This is a genomic window from Streptomyces boetiae, assembly GCF_031845405.1.
Classification (GTDB): Bacteria; Actinomycetota; Actinomycetes; order Streptomycetales; family Streptomycetaceae; genus Streptomyces; species Streptomyces boetiae.
The window spans coordinates 15,790-28,878 of record NZ_JAVREN010000061.1 but is presented as its reverse complement, the minus strand read 5'-3'; the positions used below and the strand labels follow the sequence as shown (position 1 = coordinate 28,878).

The window sequence follows — 13,089 nt, the reverse complement described above, 5'->3', positions numbered from 1 at the left end:
CGTCGCTCGGCGGGCAAGACGCGTCAGGCGACTGTCCCCGCCGCGAGCCCCCCCGCCCGGCCCCCGCCCGGCCCCCGCCCGGCCGCCGCCCGGCCCCCGCCGCGCGCCCCCCCCGCCCGGCCCCCGCCCGGCCGCCGAGCGCGCGCCCGGCGACCAACGCCCGCCCGGCCGTTGAGCCGCCCCGACCGCGAACGCCCGCCTGAACGCGGAACGCCCGCCCGGCCGTTCGACGCCGGCCCCGGCCGTTCACCGCCCCTGCAGCTCCGAGGCCCGCTTCCGGACCGCCGGCAGGAGGCCGTAGAGCTGGTCCCCCGGGCAGTCCGTGGCGTAGCCGTCCCGGTGGCCGGAGATGTTGTTGAGGCGGATCGTCGTGCCCGAGGCGTACGAGCCGCCGCTGGAGGTGCGGTTGCGGGTGCCCGAGGGGTTGCCGTCGTGCAGGCCGAGCTTCCAGGCGGTCAGCAGGGACAGCGCGTCGCGCACGTCGGAGCTGGGCGCGGTGCTGGAGTGCGTGCCCAGGACCGCGACGCCGGAGCTGTTGTGGTTGAACCCGAGGGTGTGCGCGCCCTGGACGGGCTCGGCCACGCCCCCGGCCCGGCCCTCGTAAATCGTTCCGCACTTGTCGACAAAGAAGTTGTAGCCGACATCGCGCCAGCCCTGGCTCTCGACGTGATAGCGATAAATGGACCGGATCAGCGAAGGGGCTTCGGAACAGGAGTAGTTGTTGCTGCCGGCGGTGTGGTGCACGAAGACCGTTTTCACGGTGTCCGTGTAGACGAAGCCACTTTCCCGCAGGCCCTCGTCCGCCCCCCAGCCCGAGCGGATCACGATGGGCGGGCGCGGCCCCTCGAACTCCCCCGCCTGCGCCGCGCCCGACCGTTGCTCGGCCTCCCCCTCCTCCCCGCTGCCGTCGCCCTCGTCGCCGTCGTCGTCCTCGGCCGCCTCCTGCGCGGGGGCCTCGCCGGGGTCGACCAGCTCCAGGCTCAGGCCCTCGGGCAGCGGCGCGGCCTGATCGCCCTCCTCGGGGACCACGCGGGCCTGCACCCCGTCCGAGGGGCCGACCCACAGTGGCGCGGTCCCGCCGCGCAGCGCGGTGCCGCCCGTCTCGGAGGAGCCGGGGTCGGGGGCGTGCGTGGCCTGGGCGTCGAGGCTCTGCCAATCGGACCAGGTCGTGGTCCCGGCCTGCCGGGTGCGCACCTCCACGGTGCCGTGCAGCTCGGCCGCCGGGTCGGTCCACACGACGCCGACCAGGGAGAACGGCTCGGTGTCGGTGGAGGGCAGCCCCTGCGCGCCGAGCGGGGCCGCGGTCTCCCCGCCCCCGCGGGTGTCGGTCTCCAGCGGGCGCAGGGCCAGGGACTGCACGCCCCCGGTGCGCGCCGCCGCCTCGGGCGCGGCGCCGCCGTGCGGCAGGGCGGCGGGCCCGGCCGCGGCGGCCTGCGGCAGCACCAGGGGAACGGCCAGGGCGACGCCGATCGCGGAGGCGAGCAGGGCCCGGCGGGGACGGGAGGAGCGGGGAAGTCGGGAGACGCGGGAGGGACGGAGGGAGCGCGGGGCGCGGGGCGCGCGGCCCGGCCGGGCCGCGCGCGAGGCATGAAGTGAACGCATAGCAACGATCTTGAACATAGCGTGATAAAGCTGTCCATTCGGGCGGCGTGTGGCGGCGCCCGCACGGCTGACGGTCCCCCGGCCGGCGGGGCGTACGCTGACGCGGGTGAACATCGCCGACCGCACCCCCGCCGACCTGCTGCGCTCCGTGCTGGCCAGTGACGCGACCCGCCCGCTGCTGACGTTCTACGACGACGCCACGGGCGAGCGCGTCGAGCTGTCCGCCGCCACCCTGGCCAACTGGGTCGCCAAGACGGCCAACCTCCTCCAGGACGAGCTGGCCGTCCAGCGCGGCGAGCGCCTGGCCCTGCTGCTGCCTGCCCACTGGCAGACGGCCGTGTGGCTGCTGGCCTGCGCCGCCACGGGAGTGGTGGCCGAGGTCGGCGGCGACCCGGCCGCCGCGGACCTGGCGGTCAGCGGCCCGGAGGAGGAGGCGCTGGCCGCCGCCGGGGCCTGCCGCGGGGAGCGGGTCGCGCTGGCGCTGCGGCCCCTGGGCGGGCGTTTCCCTCAGGTCCCCGAGGGGTTCACGGACTACGCGGCCACCGTGCCCGGCCAGCCCGACACCTTCGCCGCCTACGACCCGCCCGGCCCGGGCGACCCCGCCCTCGCGGTCGGCGGCGAGCGGCTGACCGGCGCCGAGGTGGTGGAACGGGCCCGCGCCGACGCCGCCGCGCGCGGTCTGGGCCCCGGCTGCCGCCTCATGTCCCTTGCGGGATACGGGGATTGGGCGGGGCTCTCCGCCGGCCTCTTCGCCCCGCTGGCGGCCGGCGCCTCGGTGGTGCTGTGCCGCAACGCCGCGGGCCTGGACCCGGCGGCGCTGGCCGCGCGCCGGGAGAGTGAGCGCGTCACCCACTTCGCGGACTGACGGCTGGCCGCGCCCGCCGCGGCCGTTCAGGATGCCGGTATGAGCGCGAGCGCGGCGGGCCGGAGGCGGGCGGGGCGGGCGCCATGAGGGTGCCGCGTCAGTTCGCCCCCCAGCGGCCCGCCCCCGCGGGCCACGCGCCCCCACCCTGCCCCGCCGGGACCGCGGGGTCCGCCCGGAGCCGCCCCCCCCGCAGGCCCCCGCTCCATGCCCCAGCCCTCGCCGCCGCCGTGCTCTCCGCCGCCGCCTCCGGCTGGCTCCAGACCTGAGCCCGCGGGCCCCGCCCCAGCCCCGCCCCGAGGCGGCTCCGCCGGGCGCGCACCGGCGAACAAAACCCCGCCGAAAACCATGAGCGGGTAAAGAGCAAGGCGATAAAACCCCCAAAAATGGGGAAGTAGCCGGAGCATTACCGCCCCTTGAACGGGTGGAATCCGTCACCGTAATCGCGGCCCGCGGAACCTGGCGGCTAGTGTGTGCCGTCTGATCCTCGGAAGGCACACGGAGGGCGCACGAGTACGTGGAAGCGCAGGGACGCGGAGGCGGGGGCGGCATCGACCCCGCGGATCAGTGGGTGTTCAACCCGGAGACCGGTACGTACGAACTCCGGCTCCCCGGTCCCCGGCAGGCCGGGGGCGGCGGGCGCGACAGACGCCCGGGCCCGTCGTCCTCCGCGCGGGACCCGCGTTACACTGCGCCGCCCCAGCGTCGCTCTCCGTCCGCACCGGCCCCCGGCGGCAGGCCGGGTGGCACCTCCGGCGCCGCCCCCGGCGGCAAGCCCGGCGCGAGGCCGCCCGGCGACCGCCCCGCCGCTTCCCCGGGCGAGAAGGCCCCCGCGCGCGGGCCGCGCGAGAAGGGCGTTCCCGGCCAGCGCGACCGCCGCGCCGCCCCGGGCCGCGGTCGCCGCAAGGCCAGGCAGAAGCGCAGCCGCACCCGTCGCGTCCTGATGTGGACCGGCGGCGCCCTGGCGATGCTGATGGTCGTCGGCTGCGCCGGCGCCTGGTACGTCTACAACCGCCTCAACGGCAACCTCGACCGGGTCGACACCGGCTTCGACAACCCTTTCCAGTCCGACGAGCCGGTCAACATCCTCTTCATCGGCACCGACACCCGCACCGGCGGCGGCAACGAGGCGTACGGCGGCGAGGCCAGCGAGGGCGCGGACACCACGATCCTCATGCACTTCTCCGAGGACCGGACCAACGCCACCGCGCTGAGCATCCCCCGGGACCTGATCACCGACATCCCGGACTGCGAGGTGCGCACCGAGGACGGCGGCCGGCAGACGATCCCCGGCTCGCAGCAGGTCCGCTTCAATCAGAGCATGGGCGCCAGCGGGCGCGACCCCGGCTGCGTGTGGCGCACGGTCCAGGAGCTGACCGGCGTGGAGATCAACCACTTCATCATGGCGGACTTCAACGCCGTGAAGGACATCTCCACGGCCATCGGCGGCGTCCCGGTCTGCCTGGAGGAGCCGATCAACGACCGCAAGTCCGGCCTCAACCTCCCCGCGGGCGACCACGTGCTGGAGGGCGAGGAGGCGCTGTCGTTCGTCCGCACCCGCAGTGCCGTGGGCACCGGCAGCGACCTCAGCCGCATCCAGCTCCAGCAGCAGTTCGTCGCCTCCATGGCCCGGCAGATCACCCAGGGCGGCATCCTGACCAACCCCGGCCGCATGTGGGACCTGGCCGAGACCGCGACGAACTCGCTCACCGTGGACACCGAGATAGGCAGCATCCGGCGGCTGTACGACCTGGCCCGCGACGTCGGTGATGTCCCCATGTCCGACATGAGCTTCGTCACGCTCCCCGTCGTGGACAACCCCGCCGAGCCCGAGGGCGCGCGGGCCACCGTCGTGCTGGACGAGGCCCGGGCCGAGCCGATCTTCCGGATGCTGCAGGAGGACATCTCCATGACGGCCGAGGAGGACGGACGCGGCGGACAGGAGGCGGACCGGGAGGCGGAGCAGCAGCCGATGGCCCCGCCGGAGGAGGTCCGCGTCGACGTCTACAACGGCGGGGACGTCATCGGGGCGGCCCAGGAGACTCTGGCCTGGCTCCAGAACGAGCAGGGCGTGCTGCTGGCCACCAACGCGGGGAACGCGCCGAGCCCCACCGAGACCACCGCCCTGGAGTACGGTCCTGACCAGGCCGACCAGGCGGCGCGGCTGGCTGAGATGATGGGGCTGCCGGACGCGGCCCTTCAGGAGCAGTCCGCCGACGCCGGCGACGAGCCCATGAGGCTCGTCCTCGGCAACGACTTCCGGGGCGCCGGTGAGCCGATCGAGGTTCCCGCCGAGCGCCCGGCGGACGTGCCCAGCATGACGGCGGACGACGAAGTCTGCGCGTCGTAGCGAGACCGCCCGTCCGGGCGGCGATGAGCCAACGCGAAGATCGGGGGGTTCTCGTGCGGAGGACCGGTATACGCGGAGGGGACGACGGGGGACCGGGCGTGCCCGCCGGAGGCGACTCCGCGCACAGCGCTGCCCCGCCGCCGGGAGGCGGCACGGACGGCCGGGGCGTCCCGCGCGTTCCCCCGCCGGGGCCGCGCCCCACCGGCACGAGCGGCCCGGATGAACGTCCGGGGCGGGCCGCCGCCCGCCGTGCCCGGCGCAGCCGCAAGAAGCCCAAGCCCCGGTGGCGCCGCACCCTGGTGTGGGCCTCGGGCGGCCTGGCGTTGCTCATCGTCGGGGTGGCCGCCGCCGGCTTCCTCTACATCTGGTACCTGAACAGCAACATCGACAAGGAGCCGCTCAACCTCAGCGACAACCAGCTTGAGCGCTCCCAGCCCAACGCGGCCGGCCAGGTCCCGCTGAACATCCTGCTGCTGGGCTCCGACTCCCGCACCGGCGAGGAGAACCAGTCCCTGGGCGGCGGCAGCGAGGGCGGCCAGCGCGCCGACGTGCAGATGCTGCTGCACGCCTCCGCCGACCGCAGCAACATCTCGGTGATCAGCGTCCCCCGCGACACCATGGTCACCATCCCCGAGTGCACCGACCCGGACACCGGCGAGGTCTACCCGGAGCTTCAGAAGGAGCGGATCAACGCCGCCCTCGGCCACGGCGGGCCCGGCTGCGTGGTCGCGACCTGGGAGCTGCTGACCGGCATCCCCATCGACCACTTCATGATGATCGACTTCGCGGGCGTGGTGGACATGGCCGACGCGGTGGGCGGCGTGCCCGTCTGCGTCACGGCCAACGTCGACGACCCCGACTCGCACCTGCGCCTGGAGGCCGGGACCACCGTGGTCGAGGGCGAGCAGGCCCTGGCCTGGCTGCGCACCCGGCACGCCTTCGAGTACGGCGGCGACGTGCCCCGCACCCGCGCCCAGCAGATCTACCTCAGCAACATGGTCGAGCAGCTCCAGGCCGGCACCTCGCTGACCAACCCCGGCCGCCTGATGGACCTCGCCGAGGCCGCGACGAACGCGCTGACCGTGGACAACGCCCTGGGCTCCGTCCAGGACCTCTACGACCTGGGCACCGACCTGCGCTCCGTGCCGAACGAGCGCGTCAACATGGTGACGATGCCCTCGCTGCCCGACCCGGACAACCCCGAGATCACCCTGGTACCCGACCCGGAGCGCTCCGAGGAGATCTTCTCCCTCGTCCGCGACGACATCCCGCTGGACGACCCGGACGCCGAGCCCCCGGCCGCCTCGGAGAGCGAGGAGCCCACCGAGGAGCCGGCCGCCGAGCCCGACCCGGCCGCCGAGATCTCGGTCTCCGTCCGCAACGGCACCGGCACCGACGTCCTCCTCCCGGTCAACGGCCGCGCCACCGCCCTCACCGAGGAGCTGCGCCGCCTCGGCTTCGCCCTGGCCTCCACGGACGCCACCACCTTCTCCTCCTCGGCCGAGACCACGGTGCTCTACCCGGAGGCGGCCGACCAGGCCAACGCCCGCGCGGTGGCCGAGGCCCTGGGCGTCCCCGAGGGGGCGCTGCGCGTCTCGCCGCAGGTCTCGCAGATCACGCTGATCATCGGCGCGGACTGGCGGGAGGGCCTGGCCTACCCGGAGGACGCCGCCGCGGGCGGCGGCGAGTCCGCCGACCCCGGGACGGGCGGCGAGGACGACCCGCCCCCGGTCCCCGAGGACATGGTCTCCGGCCGGGCCAACGACGACTGTATGGAGGTCAACCCGGCCTACACGTGGTGAACGGCCGCCCGCGCCGCGGACGTTGAACGCCTGGCGTCGGAAGCCGGTCCCGCCGCCCCCGGAAGGGGTCTACCGGGGGGTGGTGACCGGCTCGCGGCGGGAGGCGATGACGCGGCGGGCCAGCTTGCGGGGGCTGGTCAGGAAGCCCCAGCCCCAGGAGAGGTGCATCGTCGCCAGCGCCAGCGGGATGCGCAGCCGGGCCGAGACCGGCAGGCCCTTGCCCGCGGGCAGCGAGCCCAGCGTGATCGCCGCCAGGTACCCGGCCGGAACGGTCAGGCCCCACGGCGTGAGCAGCACGCCCACGGCCGTGCCCGCGGCGATCGCCAGCAGCGCGGCGGGCGGCGCCAGGTAGCGCGGGTTGATCGACCCCGCGTGGTAGCGCGCCACGACGTGCCGCCAACGGCCGTAGTTGCGGTACTGCTTGGCCAGCTCGCGGACGTTGCGCCGGGGCCGGTAGGAGACCAGCAGCTCGGGCGAGAACCAGATCAGGCCGCCCGCCCGCCGGATGCGGAAGTTCAGCTCCCAGTCCTGGGCGCGGATGAACTCCTCGTTGTAGCCGCCCTGTTGCTCCAGCACCTCGCGCCGGAAGACCCCCAGATAGACCGTCTCGGCCTCGCCCGCCTCGCCGCCGGTGTGGAACGCCGCGTTCCCCACACCGATCCGGGAGGTCATCGCCGCCGCGACGGCCCGCTCCCAGGCGTTCTCGCCCTCCGCGTGCATGATGCCGCCGACGTTGGCCGCGCCCGTCTCGTGCAGCAGCCGCACGGCCGTGGCGATGTAGCCGGGCGAGAGCATCCCGTGCCCGTCCACCCGGACCACCACGGGGTGGCGGGAGGCGGCGATCGCGGCGTTCAGCCCGGCCGGGGTGCGGCCGGTGGGGTTCGGCACGCAGCGCACCCGCGCGTCCTCGGCCGTCAACTGCCCGGCGATCGCGTCGGTCCGGTCGGTGGAGGGGCCGAGGGCGATCACGACCTCGATCTCCCCGGGGTAGTCCTGCTCCAGGATGTGCCGTACCGCGTCGCGCAGATGCCGTTCCTCGTTCAGCACCGGCATGATCACGGACACGGCCGGGGTCGTCGGATTGCTGGTCACCGGCTCACGTTACCGCGATCGGGGGACCCCGGCGCGCGCCACCCCAAGGCCGTTGATCGTATTGCCATACGGTGACGGCGGGAGGTGGAAGTCATGGCCGCGACGCAGGGGGCAGGCCGCCCCGGCCGTCACCGCAGCCGTCACCCCAACCGCCCGGAGCGCCGGCGCAGACCCCGGTGGGGGGTGCGCCTGGCCGCCGGGCTCGCCTCCCTGGTGCTGGCCGCCGGCGGCATCGGCCACGCGGTGGTCACCTCGGCCGACCGCGGCGTGCACCGCGTGGACCCCTTCGGGAGCCTGCGGGACGCCGAACGGCCCGGCGACGGCGGCGGCCTCAACGTCCTGCTGGTGGGCACCGACAGCCGCGAGGGCCTGTCGGCGGCCGAGCGCGGCCGGCTGCACGTCGGCGACGCCTCCTGCAACTGCGCGGACGCGGTCCTCGTGCTGCACGTCTCCGAGCGCGGCGACCGGGCCACGGTCGTCGGCCTGCCCCGCGACTCCTACGCCACCCTGCCCACGCACACCTTCGCCTCCACCGGCGAGCGCCACGAGGCCCACCCGGACAAGCTCAACGCCGCGCTCTCGCACGGCGGGCCGTCCCTGATGGTGAGCACGGTCGAGGGGCTGACCGGGCTGCGGATCGACCACTACCTGGAGCTGAGCTTCGCCGGCTTCCTGCGTGCGGTGGACGAGCTGGGCGGCGTGGAGGTGTGCACCCCCGAGCCGCTGCGGGACCCGCAGGCCGGGCTGGACCTCCGCGCCGGCACGACGCGGCTGGACGGCGCCGCCGCCCTGGCCTACGTCCGGGCCCGGCACACGGACGGGACGGGGGACCTGGGGCGGATGGAGCGTCAGCAGCGCTTCCTGACGGCCCTTCTGCGGCAGGCCGTCGCGGGGGGCGTGCTGCTGGACCCGGCGCGGCTGACGCGCACGGTGGGCGCCGTGCTCGACTCGCTGCGTGCCGACCCCGGGCTCGGGCCCGAGCAACTGGTCGAACTGGCCCGCCTCTTCGGCGGATTCGGCGCCTCGGCGGTCGACTTCACCTCGGTCCCCATCGCGGACCCCGGCCGCTCGGTCCCCGGCCTCGGCTCCACGGTCGTCTGGGACGAGAAGGCCGCCGACCGCCTCTTCGCCGCCCTCCGCGAGGACCGCTCGCCGCCGGCCGAGGACGCGCCGCCCGCCCCCGACGACGCCCGCCCCGCGGAACGGGGGGCTGCCCACCCGGACCAGGAGGAGCCTTCGACCTGCGGCTGACGCCGCCCCGGGCCGGGGCGTGCGCCCGGAAGGGGCGCGGCGGGACGCTCGGGGCGTCCGCGCGCAGGCGGATCGGAGGTGCCGCCGCGTGACGCCCGAGGGGGCGTCCGCCCCGGTGTCCGGAGGCGCTTTCGCTCCGCGGTCCGGGAGGCGCTTCGGCCCAGGGCTCACAGGTCCGGGCTGCGCCAGGCCGGCGAAGTCCTCACCCGGCGGCGCCCGGGGAGTCCGGCCTGTGCTGATGCCGTGCCGGCCGGAGGCCCACTGCGCGACCGGGGGCGGCCGTGGCCGCCATTCCCCGGGGTGCCGGGGCGAGGGGGCGTGCGCGGAGCGGGTCGCACGCGGGGCCGCGCCGCGCGCACGCGCGGAGCGGCCCGGCCGGCCCGGCGGGGCGACGCCCCGCGGCAAGCGGTTCGCGGTCAGCGGACCTCGATGAACGCCCCCGCGTCGCGCGCCGGGCGGGGGCGCGGGGAAGCCGCCGGGCGGCCCACGGCGACCGTGCCCATGGGGTCCCACGCCGGGGGGAGGTCCAGCTCGGCGCGGACCACCTCGCGGCAGAACATCGTGGAGGAGACCCACGCCGAGCCCAGGCCCTCGCCGGCCAGCGCGACGAGCAGGTTCTGCACCGCGGCGCCCGCCGCGACGACGAACATCTCCCGCTCGGCCCCGGCCCGCCGCGCGTCGGGGTAGGCGTGCGCGCCCTCCGCGACCAGGCAGGGCACCACCAGGTAGGGGGCGCGCCGCAGGACGTCCCCGCGCCGCACCCGGCGGGCGATGGCCTCCTCGCCCAGCCCGTCCCGCCGCAGGTCCGCGATCCACGCCTCGCGCATCGCGTCCAGCAGCCGCCGCCTGGCCTCCTCGGACTCCAGCAGCACGAAGCGCCAGGGCACGGTGTGGTGCGGCGCGGGCGCGGTCAGCGCGGCCGTGACCGCACGCCGCACCGCGCCCGGGTCCACCGGCGCGTCGGTGAACTCCCGCACCGTGCGCCGCAGCGTGACCGCCTCGCGCACCGCCTCGGAGGTGCCCAGGCGGAACATGTCCTGTGCCGCGTCCCGGATCAGGTCCCGGGCGGCGGGCGGGCGCGCGGCGGCCGGGTCGGGCGCTGCCCGGTGGGCCAGGCCGCGGACGACGGCCACCGGGAGGCCGTCCGTCTTGCCCTTCACCAGCTCGGCCGCGCCCGCCAGCTCGTCGGCGAGGGCGGTGACGCTGACGCCCAGGGCGTTCCCGTGGGGGTCGATCGTGCCGCGGTGGTCGTCAAGGACCCGTACCCCGGCGGCTCCGATCGCCACGTCCGTCTGGCCCTCCCGCCAGGGGCGGCCGAAGGTGTCGGTGACGATCACGCCGGCCTCCACGCCGAGCAGGGCGCGCAGCCCGCGCCGGATGCGCTCCGCCGAGGCGTCGGGGTCCTCGGGCAGCAACAGCACCGTCCCGGCGGGGGTGTTGGAGGCGTCCACGCCCGCGGCGGCCATCACGAAGCCGAGGCGGGACTGGACGATCCGCGCGGCGCCGCGCCGGGCGACGACGCGCGCGGTCTCGGCGTCGACGGCGGCCTCGCGGTCCTCGGCGTGCCGCAGGCGGCCCTCGGCCTTGCTGACGACCTTGGAGGTGACGACCACCACGTCGCCGTCGGCCAGGCCCGGCAGCCCGGGCCCGGCGGCGGCCCCGGCGATCAGCTTCGCCAGGTCGTCGCCCTCGCGGACCTCGGGGATGCCGGGCAGTGCCCAGACGCGGAACGAAGGCGGCGGCGCGGCCGGGTCGGCGGCGCTCACGCGGCGGTCGCTTCCGCCGCCAGGGCCAGCGCCTCGCGGGCCATCGCGGCGGCGGCCTCCGGGTCGGTCATCAGCAGCGGGACGGAACGGCAGCGGATGCCCTCCGCCTCCACGGCCTTGACCGCCTCGGCGTCCACCGTGTCGACCAGCCAGCCGTCCAGCAGGTCCGGGCCGTAGTGCAGGGCGACGGCCGCGGCCGTCGCCTCCACGCCGACGGCGGCCAGCACCTTGTCGGCCATCCCGCGCACCGGGGCGTTCCCCACGATGGGGGACAGGCCCACCACGGGCGCCGGGGAGCCGGCGATGGCCTCCCTGATGCCGGGCACGGCGAGGATGGTGCCGACGCTGACCACGGGGTTGGAGGGCGGCAGCAGGATCACGTCGGCCCCGGCCAGCGCCTCCAGCACGCCGGGGGCCGGGCGGGCGCTCTCCGCGCCGACCGGGATCACCGCGTGCGCGGGCACGGCGGCGCGCAGCCGCACCCAGTACTCCTGGAAGTGGACGGCCCGCCGCCCCTCGCCGTCCTCGATCAGCACGTGCGTCTCGACCCGGTCGTCGGACATCGGCAGCAGCCGCACGCCCGGCTCCCAGCGGCGGCACAGCGCCTCCGTGACCGCGCTGAGCGGATACCCGGCCCCGATCATCTGGGTGCGGACGATGTGCGTGGCGAAGTCCCGGTCGCCCAGGCCGAACCACGCGGGACCGACGCCGTACGCGGCCAGCTCCTCCTTGACCGTGAACGTCTCCTCCGCGCGGCCCCAGCCCTGCTCCTCGTGGATGCCGCCGCCCAGCGTGTACATCACCGTGTCGAGGTCGGGGCAGACCTTCAACCCGAACAGGTGGATGTCGTCACCGGTGTTGCCGATGACCGTGATGTCCGCGTCCGGGGCGGCGCGCCGCAGTCCGCGCAGGAAGCGGGCGCCGCCGATGCCGCCGGAGAGAGCCACGATGCGTTGCATGCGGCCAGTCTGTCAGCAGGCGAGGACACCGCCGGTCACGGGCCGCGCCTGCGCCTGGGAGCGCGGGTGCATCCGCATCTCGGTCAGGCCGGGGAAGTAGACGTGCAGGCTGACGGCGGGCTCCAGCGCGGCGTTGACCACCTCGTGGACATGGCCCGGCGGGCAGAACCGCATCGAACCGGGCGTCAGAACGCGGGTGCCCCGGCCGGCCGTGTCCTCGGTCAGCGCGCCGGCCAGCACCGTGTACAGGCCGTGCGAGGGCCCGTGGTCGTGCCGTCCACTGCCCTGTCCCGGCACCCAGCTCAGCAGCCACACCTCGTAGCCCGGGCCCGTGCGCAGCCGGTGGTACCAGCGGCTGGCCGCGTCGTACCGCACCAGGGGAGCCCAGCACTCCCGGTCGCCCGCCAGGGACCCGGCCAGCGCGGCGAACTCCGCGACGGTCGAGGGGTGCTCGGGGACGGGCGGCAGCAGGTGCGGGATCTGCGAGGGATCCCCGGCGATTTCGTTGTCGTTGTCCATGAAGTGGGGGTGGTGCCGTCGGGGGAACGCCCGGACGGAAGTCCTGGCGGGGCCGCGCGGTCCGGTGGTCAACCGGGCGTACGCCCGGCGTCATTCTTTCACCACTTCCGGGCCCTCGGGGCGCCGAAAGGTTTATGCGCCCGGAAGCCGGGACAGGTGCCGCTCCATCCAGGGCTGGCTGCCGTTGCCCGTCCGTGACCGGGCTGTGATGCCGATCGCGGCCGGGCGCGGGGTGCAACGCATCCGGCGTCCGGGTCGTCCTCCTTGACGAGAGGGGAACGAACCGGGTGCCAAACGACCGGATGAGAACGGCTCAGCCGCGTGATCGAGCATAGTTTGTGGCGATTTGAACACTTTCCGTACGGCTGTGGTGCCTCAGGGTGAATCATCGGGTGAATGGCAGATCGTGGCTTGACTGCCACTGAGCGGCCCACCTGTAATTTCACTCGTGTCGTTCGACGGCAATCGATAACGACGGCATCACGGGGACGCAAAGAAGACGAGGGGCGCGCATATGACCGAGCTGTTCGAACAACTGCTGGTCGACCAGGCGGACGAAGAGCTGGGCTGGCAGGAGCGCGCGCTGTGCGCCCAGACCGATCCCGAGTCGTTCTTCCCGGAGAAGGGCGGCTCCACACGCGAGGCGAAGAAGGTCTGCCTCGCGTGCGAGGTGCGTTCGGAATGCCTCGAATATGCGCTCGCCAACGACGAACGGTTCGGAATCTGGGGCGGATTGTCCGAGCGTGAACGCCGACGTCTGAAGAAGGCCGCCGTCTGATCCCGGCCTGACCGCTTTTCTCGCGCGCCGACCGCCGACCGTCGGCGCCGACCGACCTCCCGCCGGCCGCCGGCCGATCACCGGCCGCCCGCCCGGCCCGGCCCCCCG

The 13,089-nt window shown here is 75.3% G+C and carries 10 protein-coding genes; 5 read left to right on the top strand and 5 right to left on the bottom strand.

What is annotated here, in order from left to right; translation table 11 throughout:
• Positions 1-246: 246 nt before the first annotated feature.
• Positions 247-1,602 carry a peptidoglycan recognition protein family protein gene (locus RM780_RS25305; RefSeq protein WP_311633216.1) on the bottom strand — a complete coding sequence of 452 codons (1,356 nt, stop codon included), beginning with the start codon at positions 1,600-1,602 and terminating at the stop codon, positions 247-249.
• Between the two features lie 106 nt (positions 1,603-1,708).
• On the opposite strand from RM780_RS25305, the gene RM780_RS25300 reads away from it, so the two are divergent.
• The 3 genes from RM780_RS25300 to RM780_RS25290 all read left to right on the top strand — a co-directional run bounded on the left by RM780_RS25300 (position 1,709) and on the right by RM780_RS25290 (position 6,616).
• Complete coding sequence (locus tag RM780_RS25300) at positions 1,709-2,467, top strand: TIGR03089 family protein (RefSeq protein WP_311633215.1); 759 nt, start codon at positions 1,709-1,711, stop codon at positions 2,465-2,467.
• Between the two features lie 940 nt (positions 2,468-3,407).
• On the top strand, positions 3,408-4,814 hold the full coding sequence (locus tag RM780_RS25295) for an LCP family protein (RefSeq protein WP_311633214.1): 1,407 nt from the start codon (positions 3,408-3,410) through the stop codon (positions 4,812-4,814).
• Positions 4,815-4,912: 98 nt separating this feature from the next.
• Positions 4,913-6,616, top strand: coding sequence for an LCP family protein (locus RM780_RS25290; RefSeq protein WP_311633213.1), 1,704 nt, complete (start codon positions 4,913-4,915; stop codon positions 6,614-6,616).
• Between the two features lie 69 nt (positions 6,617-6,685).
• Here RM780_RS25290 and RM780_RS25285 read toward each other — a convergent pair whose 3' ends face one another.
• The gene (locus RM780_RS25285) at positions 6,686-7,708 is read right to left on the bottom strand and encodes a glycosyltransferase family 2 protein (protein WP_311633212.1); all 1,023 of its coding nucleotides are present in this window, start codon (positions 7,706-7,708) and stop codon (positions 6,686-6,688) included.
• A 93-nt stretch (positions 7,709-7,801) separates the two neighbouring features.
• Between RM780_RS25285 and RM780_RS25280 the strand changes: the two genes are divergently transcribed.
• Positions 7,802-8,959 (top strand): LCP family protein, encoded by a 1,158-nt coding sequence (locus RM780_RS25280; protein ID WP_311633211.1) that lies wholly within the window; start codon positions 7,802-7,804, stop codon positions 8,957-8,959.
• Between the two features lie 416 nt (positions 8,960-9,375).
• On the opposite strand, the gene RM780_RS25275 is transcribed toward RM780_RS25280, so the two are convergent.
• From RM780_RS25275 to RM780_RS25265, 3 genes are read right to left on the bottom strand one after another with little or no spacing between them, the layout of a single operon-like run.
• Entirely contained in the window at positions 9,376-10,725 is a 1,350-nt protein-coding gene (locus RM780_RS25275) for a coenzyme F420-0:L-glutamate ligase (RefSeq protein ID WP_311633210.1), read from the bottom strand.
• On the bottom strand, positions 10,722-11,684 hold the full coding sequence (gene cofD / locus RM780_RS25270; RefSeq protein ID WP_311633209.1) for a 2-phospho-L-lactate transferase: 963 nt from the start codon (positions 11,682-11,684) through the stop codon (positions 10,722-10,724). The genes RM780_RS25275 and cofD overlap by 4 nt, the downstream gene beginning before the upstream one ends.
• Positions 11,685-11,696: 12 nt before the next feature.
• On the bottom strand, positions 11,697-12,203 hold the full coding sequence (locus tag RM780_RS25265) for a cysteine dioxygenase (protein ID WP_311633208.1): 507 nt from the start codon (positions 12,201-12,203) through the stop codon (positions 11,697-11,699).
• 514 nt (positions 12,204-12,717) lie between these two features.
• Here RM780_RS25265 and RM780_RS25260 point away from each other — a divergent pair.
• Positions 12,718-12,981: a WhiB family transcriptional regulator gene (locus tag RM780_RS25260; protein ID WP_311633207.1), complete on the top strand. Its 264-nt coding sequence runs from the start codon at positions 12,718-12,720 to the stop codon at positions 12,979-12,981.
• Positions 12,982-13,089: the final 108 nt, after the last annotated feature.

Coding starts and splice junctions, on each gene's coding strand:
- RM780_RS25280 (WP_311633211.1), top strand. CDS start 7,802: ATGGCCGCGACGCAGGGGGCAGGCCGCCCCGGCCGTCACCGCAGCCGT.
- RM780_RS25265 (WP_311633208.1), bottom strand. CDS start 12,203: ATGGACAACGACAACGAAATCGCCGGGGATCCCTCGCAGATCCCGCAC.
- RM780_RS25305 (WP_311633216.1), bottom strand. CDS start 1,602: ATGCGTTCACTTCATGCCTCGCGCGCGGCCCGGCCGGGCCGCGCGCCC.
- RM780_RS25295 (WP_311633214.1), top strand. CDS start 3,408: ATGTGGACCGGCGGCGCCCTGGCGATGCTGATGGTCGTCGGCTGCGCC.
- RM780_RS25260 (WP_311633207.1), top strand. CDS start 12,718: ATGACCGAGCTGTTCGAACAACTGCTGGTCGACCAGGCGGACGAAGAG.
- cofD (WP_311633209.1), bottom strand. CDS start 11,684: ATGCAACGCATCGTGGCTCTCTCCGGCGGCATCGGCGGCGCCCGCTTC.